Raw genomic sequence first — 13901 nt, 5'->3', positions numbered from 1 at the left:
AGATGTGTATAAGCGACGACGTGGACACCACCGGTCCGTCGGTGATCACCGCGACCACCCCGCCGGTGTCGCCGACGGGGCCCTCTGAGGGGCCCTCGGAAGAACCCACCGGGTCGCCGGCGAGCACCGGTCCTTCCACCGCACCCTCGTCCCAGAACCCGTCGGAAGCGCAGGCCCCGACCTCCTCGGAGGCTCCCGACGGTGCGACCAGCAGCGCGCCGACCCCGTCGACGGCACCCTCGGAATCGGTGACATCGCCATCGCCATCGCCGTCAGAGTCGCCGTCGCCGAGCTCCAGCGCGACCCCGTCCAGTGCGGCGTCCAGCGAGGCGCCGCCGAACACCTCCAGCGCGATCACCACGACGACCACGACGGCTGCGCCGGCGGCGGCTGCCGAGGTCGGCGAGGAGTCGGACGCCGCCGGGCAGACCGCCGGGCAGACATCGGTGGCCGGCCCAGCCACGGAGGGAGACGCGCAGAGCGCCGCGCCGGCCACGACAGGACCGGAGTCGGTGGCACCCCAGACCTCCCCCCAGACCTCGGGGGCGCCGGCGCCCCAGACCTCGGAGGCCCCGGCCTCGCGGTCAACGCCCGGGCAGACGACTCCTCAGCAGACGACGCCGAAACAGACCCAGCAGACGGCGCCGAAGCAGACCCAGCAGACGGCGCCGAAGCAGACGACTCAGAGTCAGCCCAAGCCGGTGGTGACCACCACCACGCCGGTCCCGGCGGTACAGGAGCCGGACGCCGGCGAGGGCTGAGCGGTGCGGCTCAGGAACCGAGGGGTTCGGCGGGATTCAGCCGTCAGCGATAGCCGTCGGTGTCCGAGGTCGCCTCGTTGAGCGAAGCGTCGGCGTAGCCGCGGCAGTAATCCCAGGTGACGTAGGCGTCGGGTTCGGGGTCATAGGCCGGTTCGTGCGGGCGGACCGTGCCGTCCACCAGCAGCTGCAGCAAATTGGCCCGCAGCATGTCCCAGTCGTGGTAGTGATCCTGCTGGCACTCGTCGCAGCAGACGACCAGGCCGCGAATTCCTTTGTGCGCCAAGAGCGATTCGTAGACCGCCAGGTCTGCCAGATCGGCTTCGACCGCGGCCCGTTCCTGGGAGTCCAGCGGCTGGCCCGGCTCGATCGCGTCCAGCGCCGCCGACGGGTCGCAGGGGTCATCGGCGAAGGGATCGGGCGGCAAACCCGGTGGTAGGTGGTCGCGCACGCCTCTACAGTACGCAAGCCCGCGACGATCGCGCTAGCGGATCGCGCGTGTCTGACCGGGTGGGCGGGCCGTTCCCGCTGGCGTGGCGGGTGGGCGCGAAACCTGATCGCGACGCCGAGCCGATAGGATGGCATTCTCCCATTCCAAAGTCCGGTATGGCCGCGCTTCCCGTGGTGGCCATATGTATGCAGTAGGCACGGAGGACGGCACGGGAAGGACTACGCGCGACACCCTCGATGGAGGCCCCACGATGGCTCGACCTATCCCCGATACCCGCCGCGGGCTGGCCGACGACCCCATCCCCACCGGCGGAGACGATCCGCACAAGATCGCGATGCTCGGGCTGACCTTCGACGACGTGCTGCTGCTGCCCGCGGCCTCCGATGTGATCCCGGCGACCACGGACACCTCCAGTCAGCTGACCCGCAAGATCAGGCTGAAGGTGCCCCTGGTCAGCTCCGCGATGGACACCGTCACCGAGGCGCGGATGGCGATCGCCATGGCCCGCGCCGGTGGCATGGGCGTCCTGCACCGCAATCTTCCGCTCGCCGAGCAGGCCAGTCAGGTCGAGACGGTCAAGCGCTCCGAGGCCGGCATGGTCACCGACCCGGTCACCTGCTCCCCGGAGAACACGCTGGCCGAGGTCGACGCGATGTGTGCCCGGTTCCGGATCTCGGGCCTGCCCGTCGTCGACGATTCGGGATCGCTGGTCGGGATCATCACCAACCGCGACATGCGCTTCGAGGTCGACCAGTCCAAGCCGGTCTCGGAGGTGATGACCAAGGCGCCGCTGATCACCGCGCGCGAGGGCGTGTCCGCCGACGCCGCGCTGGGTCTGCTGCGCCGGCACAAGATCGAGAAGCTGCCCATCGTCGACGGTAACGGCAAGCTGACCGGGCTGATCACCGTCAAGGACTTCGTCAAGACCGAGCAGCATCCCGACGCCACGAAGGACAGCGACGGCCGGCTGCTCGTCGGCGCGGCCGTCGGGGTCGGCGACGACTCCTGGTCGCGGGCGATGTCGCTGGTCGACGCCGGCGTCGACGTGCTCGTCGTGGACACCGCCCACGCGCACAACCGCCGGGTGCTCGACATGGTCGGCAAGGTCAAGGCCGAGGTGGGTGACCGGGTCGAGGTCGTGGGCGGCAACGTGGCGACCCGCGCCGCGGCGACGGCACTGGTGGAGGCCGGTGCCGACGCGGTGAAGGTCGGTGTGGGCCCCGGCTCGATCTGCACCACCCGGGTCGTGGCGGGAGTCGGCGCGCCCCAGATCACCGCGATCCTGGAGGCGGTGGCGGTCTGCGCACCCGCCGGCGTGCCGGTGATCGCCGACGGCGGTCTGCAGTACTCCGGCGACATCGCCAAGGCCCTGGCGGCCGGCGCGTCCACCGCCATGCTGGGTTCCCTGCTCGCCGGTACCGCCGAGGCGCCGGGGGAGTTGATCCTCGTCAACGGCAAGCAGTTCAAGAGCTACCGCGGCATGGGGTCGCTGGGGGCCATGCAGGGCCGCACCACCGGCAAGGGCACCAGGACCGGCTCCTACTCCAAGGACCGCTACTTCCAGGACGACGTCCTCAGCGAGGACAAGCTCGTCCCGGAGGGCATCGAGGGCCGGGTACCCTTCCGGGGTCCGCTGTCGACGGTGATCCACCAGCTCACCGGGGGACTGCGGGCCGCGATGGGCTACACCGGCGCGTCGTCCATCGAGGGGCTGCAGCGGGCGCAGTTCGTCCGGATCACCGCTGCCGGGCTCAAGGAGAGCCATCCGCACGACATCACGATGACGGTCGAAGCGCCCAACTACTACTCGCGCTAGGGGGTTGTTGTGCGCGACATGGTCGAGATCGGAATGGGCCGTACGGCCCGCCGCACCTATGAACTCGATGACGTCACCATCGTCCCGTCCCGGCGGACGCGCTCCAGCAAGGACGTGTCCACGGCGTGGCAACTCGACGCCTATCGGTTCGAGATCCCCGTCGTCGCCCATCCCACCGACGCGTTGGTCTCCCCGGAGTTCGCCATCGAACTGGGCCGCCTCGGCGGTCTCGGCGTGCTCAACGGTGAGGGCCTGATCGGCCGGCACTCCGATGTCGAGACCAAGGTCGCCCAGGTGATCGAGGCGGCGGCCAAGGAGCCCGAGGGCGGCGCCGCGATCCGCCTGCTCCAACAGCTGCACGCGGCCCCCCTGGACCCCGACCTGCTCGGTTCGGCGGTGACGCGGATCCGTGAGGCGGGAGTGACCACCGCGGTGCGCGTCAGCCCCCAGAACGCGCAGGCGCTGACCCCGGCGCTGGTGGCCGCGGGAATCGACCTGCTGGTCATCCAGGGCACCATCATCTCGGCCGAACGGGTGGCGCAGGGGCGTGACGGGTCCGGGGAACCGTTGAACCTCAAGACCTTCATCTCCGAGCTGGACGTGCCGGTGGTGGCCGGCGGTGTGCTCGACCACCGCACCGCGCTGCATTTGATGCGTACCGGTGCGGCCGGGGTGATCGTGGGCTACGGATCGACGTCCGGGGTGACCACCAGCGACGAGGTGCTCGGCATCAGCGTCCCGATGGCCACGGCCATCGCCGACGCCGCGGCGGCCCGGCGGGAGTACCTCGACGAGACCGGCGGCCGGTATGTGCACGTGCTCGCCGACGGCGACATCCACACCTCCGGCGATCTGGCCAAGGCGATCGCCTGCGGTGCCGATGCCGTCATGCTGGGCCCGCCGCTGTCGCTGGCGGCCGAGGCCCTCGGCGACGGCTGGTTCTGGCCGGCCGCCGCGGCGCACCCGTCGCTGCCCCGCGGGGCGCTGCTCCAGGTGGCCCTCGGTGAGCGGCCCGGCCTCGAGCAGGTGCTCACCGGGCCGTCCGACGACCCGTTCGGATCGCTGAACCTCGTCGGCGGTCTGCGCCGCTCGATGGCCAAGGCGGGCTACTGCGATCTCAAGGAGTTCCAGAAGGTGGGGCTCAGCGTCGGAAGCTGAGCCCGCCCCCTCGGGTTAGGGTTACCTCTCTGGCAGGTTACCCGCCGGTAAGGTCATACTGAGCCGATGCAGCCGGATTACGACGTCCTCATCATCGGGTCGGGTTTCGGAGGCAGCGTCAGTGCGCTGCGGCTCACCGAAAAGGGTTACCGCGTCGGGGTCCTGGAGGCCGGGCGGCGGTTCTCCGACACCGACTTCGCGCGCACCTCGTGGAATCTGCGCAAGTTCCTGTGGGCACCCAGACTGGGCTGCTACGGCATCCAGCGCATCCACCTGCTCCGCAACGTGATGATCCTGGCCGGCGCGGGGGTGGGTGGCGGCTCCCTGAACTACGCCAACACGCTCTACGTGCCGCCCAAGGAGTTCTTCACCGACCGGCAGTGGGCGGGCATCACCGATTGGCACGCCGAGCTGATGCCGCACTACGAGCAGGCCCAGCGGATGCTCGGCGTGGTGACCAACCCGACCTTCACCGACGCCGACCGCATCATGAAGGAGGTCGCCGACGACATGGGCGTCGGGGACACCTTCGTGCCCACACCGGTGGGGGTGTTCTTCGGCCCGGACGACACCAAGACACCGGGCAGGCGGGTCCCCGACCCCTACTTCGGTGGCGCGGGCCCGGAACGCACGGGGTGCATCGAGTGCGGGGCCTGCATGACCGGATGCCGCTACGGCGCCAAGAACACCCTGGTCAAGAACTACCTGGGCCTGGCCGAGTCCGCCGGGGCGCGGGTGCATCCGATGACCACCGTGACCGGGTTCGCCCAACGAGCCGACGGCCTGTGGGAGGTGCGCACCGCCCGCACCGGCGCGCTGTTGCGACGTCGGCGGCGCACGTTCACCGCGACCCACGTGCTGTTGGCGGCGGGTACCTTCGGCACCCAGAAACTACTGTTCAAGATGCGGGACACCGGTGCGCTGCCGGCGTTGTCGTCACAGCTGGGGATGCTGACCCGAACGAATTCGGAGTCCATCGTCGGGGCCGGGCGGCTGGCGGTGAAGCCGGACCTGGACCTCACGCACGGTGTGGCGATCACCTCGTCGATCCACCCGACGGCCGACACCCACGTCGAGCCGGTGCGCTACGGCAAGGGCTCCAACGCGATGGGTCTGCTGCAGACGTTGATGACCGACGGTGCCGGGCCCGGAGGCTCCGACGTGCCGCGCTGGCGCCAGTTGCTGGATCAGGCCCGCGCGGATCCGCGCAAGATGGCGCGGATGCTCAATCCCCGCCAGTGGAGCGAACGCACGGTGATCGCGCTGGTGATGCAGCATCTGGACAACTCGATCACCACCTTCACCCGTCGCGGGCCGTTCGGGATGCGCCGGATGACGAGCAAGCAGGGCCACGGCGAGCCGAACCCGTCGTGGATCCCGGCCGGCAACGAGGTCACCAGGCGCATCGCCGCCAAGATCGACGGCGTGGCCGGCGGAACCTGGGGGGAGCTGTTCAACATCCCCCTGACCGCGCACTTCCTCGGCGGCGCCGCCATCGGCGAGGACGCCGGGCACGGGGTGATCGACCCCTACCAGCGGGTCTACGGCTACCCGACGCTGTCGGTCGTCGACGGTGCGGCGATCTCGGCCAACCTCGGTGTCAACCCGTCGTTGTCCATCACCGCGCAGGCCGAGCGCGCCGCCTCCTTGTGGCCCAACAAGGGCGAGGAGGATCTGCGCCCCGAGCAGGGCAAGCCCTACCGGCGGCTGGCGCCGGTGCCGCCGCGGTCCCCGGTCGTTCCCGAGGGCGCTCCCGGCGCACTGCGGCGGCTGCCGATCGAACCTGTCGCAACCTCGGGCTGAGGCCCGGCAGGGAGAGAGACGACCGCTCGGCGAACGGGCTCAGGCGGACTTGGACGTGGCTTCCCGGAACGCATCGACGATGTCGGCGGGGATACGGCCGCGTTCGGCGATCTGATACCCGTTGTCGCTGGCCCAGGCCCGTATCGCGGCGCCCTCACCCCGATGGATGGGGGTGTAGGGCCGAAACGACGGGCCCGATACGGCGAAATCGCCGCCGACCCGGCGACGCCGGCGGGCCGCCTTGACCCACTCCGCAAGCTGGCTGCGCAGCCTGTCGGCGTTGCTCGAGGACAAGTCGATCTCATAGCGCACGCCGTCGAGCGAAAATTGCACCGTCTCCTCGGCAGGCTGCTCACCGTCGAGATCGTCAACCATATGAACGCGGACTTGCCTTGCCATAGCGGACTGCATCCCTCCCGTTTCCGAACCACTACAGTTTGCTGATACGGGGAACCAGCAAAGAACCTTTTCCTATTTTTACGCTGTTTCCCAGCGTCCCCCAGGTTCCCCAACCGTTTCAGCAACACTTTTAATATACGCCATCGATTCGGAGTCGGTGTTCGCGCTGATGTGCCGGCGATGTGTCGGCGGTGTGGTGCGGCCCCCGCGGTTTTCGCCGGCGCCGACCGGAGTGGCTGCGGGTGTGTCCCCGGGGAAGCCATCCGGAAAGGCGAGGTGGGCGCCACTAGACTGGACCGGTGAGCGCTCATTCGTCCTCGTCGCCGCGTCCGGTCCTGGTGGTCGACTTCGGTGCGCAGTACGCCCAGTTGATCGCCCGGCGGGTCCGCGAGGCACGGGTCTTCTCCGAGGTGGTGCCGCACACCGCCTCCGTGGAGGAGATCAAGGCCAAAGAGCCCCAGGCGATCGTGCTGTCCGGGGGGCCGGCCAGCGTCTACGCCGAGGGGGCGCCCCAGCTGGACCCGGCGCTGTTCGACCTCGGGGTCCCGGTCTTCGGCATCTGCTACGGGTTTCAGGCGATGGCGCAGGCGCTCGGCGGTACCGTCGCGCACACCGGAACCAGCGAGTACGGACGCACCGATCTGAAAGTGCTTGGTGGGCAGCTCCATTCGGATCTCCCGGAATCCCAGCCGGTCTGGATGAGCCACGGGGACGCGGTGACCGTGGCCCCCGAGGGGTTCGAGGTGGTGGCCCGCAGCACCGGAGCGCCGGTGGCGGCCTTCGAGGATCGGGCCCGCCGGCTGGCCGGCGTGCAGTACCACCCGGAGGTGATGCACTCACCGCACGGCCAGCAGGTACTGAGTCGCTTCCTGCACGAGTTCGCCGGAATCGGAGCCAAGTGGACCGCGGCAAACATCGCCGAGACCCTCGTCGAGCAGGTGCGCGACCAGATCGGCGACGGGAAGGCGATCTGCGGTCTGTCCGGCGGGGTGGACTCCGCGGTCGCCGCCGCGTTGGTGCAGCGCGCCATCGGCGACCGGCTGACGTGTGTGTTCGTCGACCACGGTCTGCTGCGTGCGGGCGAACGCGCCCAGGTGCAGCGCGACTTCGTCGCGGCGACCGGAGCCAGGCTGGTGGTGGTCGACGCCGAAGAGCGCTTCCTGCAGGCGCTGTCCGGGGTCACCAACCCCGAGGGCAAGCGCAAGATCATCGGCCGCGAATTCATCCGCGCGTTCGAGGGTGCGGTCCGCGACGTCGTGCACGCCGGGGACACCGGGGATGTCGAGGACACCGAGACCGAGTTCCTGGTCCAGGGCACGCTGTATCCCGACGTGGTGGAGTCCGGTGGTGGTGCCGGTACGGCCAACATCAAGAGTCATCACAACGTGGGCGGGCTTCCCGACGATCTGAAGTTCACGCTCGTGGAGCCGTTGCGGCTGCTGTTCAAGGACGAGGTGCGCGCCGTGGGGCGCGAGCTGGGACTGCCCGAGGAGATCGTCGGTCGGCAGCCGTTCCCCGGTCCGGGGCTGGGAATCCGCATCATCGGCGAGGTGACCGCGGACCGGCTGGACACGCTGCGCCGGGCCGACGCCATCGCCCGCGAGGAACTCACCGCCGCCGGTCAGGACGCCCAGATCTGGCAGTGCCCGGTGGTGTTGCTGGCCGATATCCGCTCGGTGGGCGTGCAGGGTGACGGTCGCACCTACGGGCACCCGGTCGTGCTGCGCCCGGTCTCCAGCGAGGACGCCATGACCGCCGACTGGACCCGGGTGCCCTACGAGGTGCTCGAGCGCATCTCCACCCGGATCACCAATGAGGTGCCGGAGGTCAACCGGGTGGTGCTCGACATCACCAGCAAGCCGCCGGGCACCATCGAATGGGAGTAGTCGGCGCCGGAATCGGTTGAGGCTCAGTCGGTTCCGGGGTCGACATCGGGGCGGTCATCGGGGCCGTTCTCGGGGCCGTCGTCAGGGCCGATGTAGTCGGCGAGCAGGCCGGTGACCAGTGACTCGATCGAGGTCTCGATGGACTGGGCCAGGGAGGCCGTGACGGCGGCGACGGCCTGGGTGCGGAAGCGTACGAGCATGGTGATCAGCTCGGCCACCGCCGCGTCGTCGGGCAGCGCCTCACCGGGTTTGATGGTGTCGGAGACGTGTTCGGCGCCGGCTTGCACCAGGATGTCGGCGATCCGGTCGACCAACGGCAGCACCTGTTCGTGGATGTCGATGAGCTTGTCCATCGGGACGCCGAATCCCCGGATCTCGTCGAAGGCCTCGATGAGCGACGGGCGCACCACCGTGACCGTGTCCGGGTCGGCGTCCTCGGTGCGCAGCAGGCCGATCGCGGCCAGGCGGTCGAAGGCCGCGTCGTCGTCGATCAGGCGCCGCGCCTGCTGCTGCGACATGTGCTGGGGTTTCTCGGTGGCCCAGGCGCCGACGATGGCCGACTCCAGGCCCAGCACCTCGCCGATGTTCTTACCCTGCTCCCAGGCGCTGAGCATCTCGTGGACGTGGGCGATGTTGTAGCCCCGGTCGAGCATCGAGGTCACCAACCGCAGCCGGGTCAGGTGGGTGTCGTTGTAGAGCGCGATCCGGCCGACCCGCAGCGGCGGATGCAGCAGTCCGCGGTCCCGGTAGACGCGGACGTTGCGGGTGGTGGTGCCGGCCAGCCTGGCCAGCTCGTCGATGCGGTACTCGCCGGAGGCGGCGGCGGTCTGGGCGTTCGGGGCGGCCACCACGGCGTCGAAGAGCTGGGAGACCGCGGTCTCGAGCACGTCCCGGGAACCTCGGCGCACCCGGCTGTTGGCCCGGCGGAGGTTGGTCAGGATCGCGCCGATCGGGCCGGTCGGTGGGCGTGGCTGTCTCCCGGGGACCATCGTCGGGTCTGCCCGTCCCTTCGTTGTTCGGCGGTCAGGCGTGCGCCGGCTCGGCGCGCACCACGCAGGAGCGCGCCGCCTCGTAGTCGGCGAGGCGGAAATCCCGCATCTGACGAAGATACTGCGTCGCCAGGCCCGGGTACATCGACGCGTTGAACCCGTCCCCGGTCAGATACCAGCTGGTGCAGCCCGACATCCAGGTCGTCCTGGTCAGCCGGCGCTGGATCTGCTCGTTGTGGCGTCGCTGCGCCTCGGCGCGGACGTCGAGGTAGCGCAGGTCCTCGCGCAGGATCGTGGTGATGCCGGTGACCGCATAGTCGAGCTGGGCTTCGACGTAGACCAGCAGGGAGTTGTGTCCCGGACCCGAGTTGGGCCCCGTCATCACGAACAGGTTCGGGTAGCCGTGCACGCTGACGCTCTTGTAGGCCTCGGCGTGCTGTGACCAGTCCTGCGCCAGGGTGCGCCCGCCCCGGCCGGACACCGGAAATGGTGGGCCCGACAGGTGCACGTCGTAGCCGGTGGCGAACACGATGGCGTCCAGATGGTGCTCCACCCCGTCGCTGGTGCGGATCCCGGCCGGGCTCAGTGTCGCGATGGGCCAGTCGATCAGCTTGCAGTTGTCGCGCTGCAGCGCGGGGTAGTAGTCGCTGGAGATCAGCATGCGCTTGCAGCCGGGCGTGAAGTCCGGGGTGAGTTGGCGGCGCAGCCAGGGATCGGCGACGGTGCCGCGCAGGTGGGCCCGGCCCAGCCGCGCGACCAGCCCCGACAGCGGCGATTTCCACACCAGTGCACCGGCACTGGCCTCGTGGAACCAGAACAACGCCTGGCGGGCCAGGTCCTGGGTGACCGGAACCCGGGCGAACAGGTTCTGCACCGGTTCGGGGATCGTGACGTCCAGTCGCGGCAGCACCCAGCCCGGGGTGCGCTGGAAGACCTTGACGAACGCCGCGGCCTTGACCAGCTCCGGCACGATCTGCACGGCGCTGGCGCCGGTCCCGATCACCGCGACCCGCTTACCGGTGAAGTCGTAGGAGTGATCCCAGGCCGCGGCGTGGATCTTGTGGCCGCGATAGGTGTCGATGCCGCGCATCTCGGGGAAGCTGTGGTCCGAGAGCGGTCCCGCCGCCAACACGACGGTGCGGGCCTGAAAAGGTCGGCGCCGCTTGACTTTGACCGTCCATACACCGGTGTTCTCGTCGAAGCTGAGACCGCTGACCGCGGTGTTGAACCGGATCACCGGACGCAGCCCGAACTCGTCGGTGATGTCCTCGATGTGGGCGTTGAGCTCGGCTCCGGTGGGATAGAGCCGTGACCACAGCGGGTTGCGGGCGAAGGAGAACGAGTACAGCAGCGACGGAATGTCGCAGGCCACCCCCGGATAGGTGTTGTCGCGCCAGGTGCCTCCCACCCGGTCGCTGCGCTCCAGGATGACCAGATCGTCGACACCGGCCCGCTTGAGTCGGATGGCGGCGCCCAGACCGGTGAATCCCGCACCGATGATCACGGTGTCGTGCACCATCGGTCAGGCCGCCGGCTCGTAGGTCAGTTCCTTGAACCAACTCGGGACCGGCCGCAGCAGCCGCCTGGGGTAGCGCTCGGAGAGCCAGACCAGCGAATTGGCCAGCAGGTGGTAGGGGTGGCGCGGATTGACCACGGCCGCGGCGTGCCGTTTGAGCACCTGGTAGGTGGGCACACGGTGAGTGAACTCGCCGCGCTCACCAAGCTGTCTGAACCGCTTCACCGCGTTGTAGAGCCGCTCGGGTTCCATACCCATGTCGCCGAGCTCGTTGCGGATGCGGTTGAGCAGCGGCACGTACATCAGGGCGCCGATGATCAGGCCGGGGGTGGCGACGTTGCCGACGAACTCGATGGCCAGCCGTCGGGCGTCGGCGTGGCCGATCATGTTGAGCACCGCGAAATCGACGGCGATGTGCCGGGATTCGTCGTTGTTGATCTTCTCGAACACCCGGTGGCAGACGGGGTCGTCGACCTCATCGAGCAGGAACTTCAGCAGCGCACCGTCGAGGGCGACCTCCAGCATGGGGATCACGGTGCCCAACACCGACAGCGACATGCCGTCGGCGTAGCGGTCCAGCCAGTCCATCGCCATGCGGATGTTGATGTTGGGCTCCGGCATCTCGCCGTCGTCGAGCATGCCCCACCGTTTCATCAGCGCCAGTTCGGCATTGGCGTGGCGTTGCTCCTCGGCATGGAAATACCGGTAGATCTCGGCAATGGTCGGGGTGGGGGCCTTCTTGGCCAGTGCGGCGAATCCGCGCGCGCCGATGTTCTCGATCCAGCACAAGTCGGCCATGAACGCCTTGAGCCGAGGCCGCATCTCCTCGGAGATGGTTTCCGCGCCCGGCGCCGTCCAGTCGATGTCCACCAGTGCCCACTGGCGGTCCTTGATCTTGGCGAGCATCGCCTCCATGTCGATTCTCGTGGTTGGGGTGTTGGCCATGCGCTTCTCCTTGATCGTCATGACGAGACCGCTCTGCCGATGCGGGCGACGAGCACCATGGTCCGGGTGAAGGTCTGTGGTGCGAATCGTTTTGCTCCCCAGCAGATCCGGGCTTCGGGCTGGGGCATGCAGTACAGGCCACCGCGGTCGTTGGTGTCCAGAGACATCCGCACGACCGTGCGTGGCGACATCCCGGTCCAGCGCATCAGGCGCTCGGCAAGCGCGGCCGCCGATGCCACTGCCGGCGCCGGTGACGACCGCGGCGCCGTCGTAGCTGCGCCGTGGGGACCCGAGCGCTCCGAACATCCCGAACACGCCAGGGCGCTATACGGCGATTCCGGTGCGGTCCCCGGCCGGGATCGCCTCGGAGATGAATCGTGCGGCCACGGTCATGGCCTGGGCGGCTTCGGGGGACAGGCGTGGCAGCGCCTGGAAGACATGCACCTGGTCCGGCCAGATCTGCAGTGTGCAGTCGCCTCCGGCGAGCCGGATCGTTGTGGCGAGGTGCTCGGCGTCGGCGGCGAGCATCTCGGCGCCCCCGGCCTGGACCAGGGTGGGGGGAAACGGCGGTCCTGCGGCAATGTCGTGACTCAGCCGTGGATGGTCGGGATGTACTCCGCGGCAATATAACCCGACGAGGCGGGCGGCGTCGACGGACCTGATCGCCGGGTCGGGGCGCAGGAGTTCGCGCTGACGGGCCCGGTGCAGCGTGAGGTCGGCCAGCGGTGAGAAGAGCACCATGGCCGCCGGTCGCGGATGGGCTGGACTGTGTAACAACAGGTCCACTGCGAGGTGCCCGCCGGCGGAGTCACCGGCAAGGACGATCCGCTCCTCGGCCAGGCCGACCTCGTCGCGCAGCCAGTCCCAGCCGGCGTGGGCGTCATCGGCGGCGGCAGGGAAGGGGTGCCGTGGCGCCAGGCGGTAGTCCAGACAGAACACCGGCAGCCGGGTCAGCCGGGACAGCCAGGCCGTCAGTCGCCGGTGGGTCCGCGGCGAGCACATGGCGTATCCGCTGCCGTGCAGGAAGTAGATGGCCCGATCCGCGCGCTCGATGCCCGGGGCCAGGACCCATTCGCCCCGGACGCGGCGCCCGGCGGCGGTGGTGACCTCCACGGGCTGCACCCGGACGCCGGTGAGCGGGGGACCGAAGGCGTCCATGACGGTGGCCACGATGCGCCGCGAGGCCCACAGCCCCCAGGCCTGTTCGGGTGGAAGGACCGTGCCGAGGCGCCGCAGGGTGTGGAAGCTGAGTGCGGCAGCGGTGCGGGATCGGACGGATCCCCGGCGGCGGGCGGGTGGCCGCGTGGCGGTGGGAGGCACGTGGTGGGTTCCTTCCGTGGTGTCCCGGTGGGTACCGGGTTCAATGAGTACAGTCGCGAATAGTGACATTTGTCAATGGCAACCTCCGGCGGCGGATGTGCGGCAGGTGAGGGTTGCGACCGCGTTGACGTCTTGACGTTCCCGCCGAGGCGGCGTTTACTGTCTGTATCGAACATATGTTCGATACAGACGAGGAACGGGCGCTTGGGAAGGGGGGTATGACGGCGGCGCTGAGCTCGGAACGAGACCAGGAACTGCGCTCTGAACAGCTGGAAATCCTACGCCGGCGGATCGCGGACGTCTCCGGGAAGGTCGGCGTCGGTCATCGCGGTCAGGGCCGTGAACAGGCCCCCGTGCTCGCCGGGGAGAGTTTGCTGCCGGTGCCCGATTCGCTGGCGGACCTGCTTCCGGGCGGATTGCCGAGAGGGGTGGTGGCGGTATTGACGGGAGCGCGGTCCCTGTCGTTGAGCATGGTGGCCGCGGTGACGTCGGCGGGCTGCCACGCGGCCCTGGTCGGTCAACCCGGCGCCGGGCTGCTGGCCGCCGCCGAGATGGGCGCGGACCTGAGCCGGCTCGCGGTGATACCGGATCCCGGGGGTGATCCCGTCGAGATCGCTTCGGTCCTGATGGACGGGATGGATCTGGTGGTGCTCGGTCTGCCCGGCCGCGGCGTGGCCCCCGGCCGGGCGAAGGCGATGACCGCACGCGCCCGGCATCGCGGATGCGCCCTGCTGATCACCGGTGGAGATTGGCCCGGGGCCCAGATCCGGCTGGATGCCCGGGTGTGTGGATACGAGACGACGGGGGGCGGGCGGCCCGGCCTCGGCCGGATCAGCCGGGTCCGGCTGTCGATGCGGGGG

At 69.5% G+C, this 13901-nt stretch carries 14 protein-coding genes; 6 read left to right on the top strand and 8 right to left on the bottom strand.

What is annotated here, in order from left to right:
- Positions 1-463: hypothetical protein (locus CSR00_RS27290; protein ID WP_407662532.1), on the bottom strand; the 463-nt coding region annotated here is incomplete at its 3' end.
- A gap of 49 nt (positions 464-512) precedes the next feature.
- On the opposite strand from CSR00_RS27290, the gene CSR00_RS27285 reads away from it, so the two are divergent.
- Positions 513-761, top strand: a complete 249-nt coding sequence (locus CSR00_RS27285) for a hypothetical protein (protein ID WP_141564500.1) — start codon at positions 513-515, stop codon at positions 759-761.
- Positions 762-804: 43 nt separating this feature from the next.
- Here the strand turns inward: CSR00_RS27285 and CSR00_RS27280 are convergent, their stop codons facing one another.
- Positions 805-1209: a DUF5319 domain-containing protein gene (locus tag CSR00_RS27280; protein ID WP_099025518.1), complete on the bottom strand. Its 405-nt coding sequence runs from the start codon at positions 1207-1209 to the stop codon at positions 805-807.
- A 250-nt stretch (positions 1210-1459) separates the two neighbouring features.
- Between CSR00_RS27280 and guaB the strand changes: the two genes are divergently transcribed.
- The 3 genes from guaB (at position 1460) to CSR00_RS27265 (ending at position 5986) form a co-directional block, all read left to right on the top strand.
- Entirely contained in the window at positions 1460-3025 is a 1566-nt protein-coding gene (gene guaB / locus CSR00_RS27275) for an IMP dehydrogenase (RefSeq protein WP_099025517.1), read from the top strand.
- Positions 3026-3034: 9 nt separating this feature from the next.
- On the top strand, positions 3035-4183 hold the full coding sequence (locus tag CSR00_RS27270; protein ID WP_328514776.1) for a GuaB3 family IMP dehydrogenase-related protein: 1149 nt from the start codon (positions 3035-3037) through the stop codon (positions 4181-4183).
- A gap of 66 nt (positions 4184-4249) precedes the next feature.
- Entirely contained in the window at positions 4250-5986 is a 1737-nt protein-coding gene (locus tag CSR00_RS27265; RefSeq protein ID WP_099025516.1) for an FAD-dependent oxidoreductase, read from the top strand.
- Between the two features lie 39 nt (positions 5987-6025).
- On the opposite strand, the gene CSR00_RS27260 is transcribed toward CSR00_RS27265, so the two are convergent.
- Positions 6026-6385 carry a histone-like nucleoid-structuring protein Lsr2 gene (locus CSR00_RS27260; protein ID WP_099025522.1) on the bottom strand — a complete coding sequence of 120 codons (360 nt, stop codon included), beginning with the start codon at positions 6383-6385 and terminating at the stop codon, positions 6026-6028.
- Positions 6386-6684: 299 nt separating this feature from the next.
- On the opposite strand from CSR00_RS27260, the gene guaA reads away from it, so the two are divergent.
- Positions 6685-8271 (top strand): glutamine-hydrolyzing GMP synthase, encoded by a 1587-nt coding sequence (gene guaA, locus CSR00_RS27255; protein WP_099025515.1) that lies wholly within the window; start codon positions 6685-6687, stop codon positions 8269-8271.
- A 23-nt stretch (positions 8272-8294) separates the two neighbouring features.
- Here the strand turns inward: guaA and CSR00_RS27250 are convergent, their stop codons facing one another.
- The 5 genes from CSR00_RS27250 to CSR00_RS27230 all read right to left on the bottom strand — a co-directional run bounded on the left by CSR00_RS27250 (position 8295) and on the right by CSR00_RS27230 (position 13041).
- Positions 8295-9260 carry a MerR family transcriptional regulator gene (locus CSR00_RS27250; protein WP_099025514.1) on the bottom strand — a complete coding sequence of 322 codons (966 nt, stop codon included), beginning with the start codon at positions 9258-9260 and terminating at the stop codon, positions 8295-8297.
- Between the two features lie 34 nt (positions 9261-9294).
- On the bottom strand, positions 9295-10779 hold the full coding sequence (locus tag CSR00_RS27245; protein WP_099025513.1) for a flavin-containing monooxygenase: 1485 nt from the start codon (positions 10777-10779) through the stop codon (positions 9295-9297).
- Positions 10780-10782: 3 nt separating this feature from the next.
- Positions 10783-11721: a reductase gene (locus CSR00_RS27240; protein ID WP_099025521.1), complete on the bottom strand. Its 939-nt coding sequence runs from the start codon at positions 11719-11721 to the stop codon at positions 10783-10785.
- A gap of 17 nt (positions 11722-11738) precedes the next feature.
- Positions 11739-11888 carry a hypothetical protein gene (locus tag CSR00_RS27235; RefSeq protein ID WP_176562294.1) on the bottom strand — a complete coding sequence of 50 codons (150 nt, stop codon included), beginning with the start codon at positions 11886-11888 and terminating at the stop codon, positions 11739-11741.
- A 157-nt stretch (positions 11889-12045) separates the two neighbouring features.
- Positions 12046-13041 (bottom strand): alpha/beta hydrolase, encoded by a 996-nt coding sequence (locus CSR00_RS27230; protein ID WP_245906639.1) that lies wholly within the window; start codon positions 13039-13041, stop codon positions 12046-12048.
- A 218-nt stretch (positions 13042-13259) separates the two neighbouring features.
- On the opposite strand from CSR00_RS27230, the gene CSR00_RS27225 reads away from it, so the two are divergent.
- The coding region (locus tag CSR00_RS27225; protein ID WP_099025520.1) for a DnaE2-dependent mutagenesis accessory factor ImuA' at positions 13260-13901 on the top strand (642 nt) is incomplete at its 3' end.

This window comes from Mycolicibacterium palauense, from assembly GCF_002592005.1.
In the GTDB taxonomy this organism is placed as follows: domain Bacteria; phylum Actinomycetota; class Actinomycetes; order Mycobacteriales; family Mycobacteriaceae; genus Mycobacterium; species Mycobacterium palauense.
Note: the sequence above shows the minus strand (reverse complement) of the source record. Positions and strands in the feature narration are given on the sequence as shown.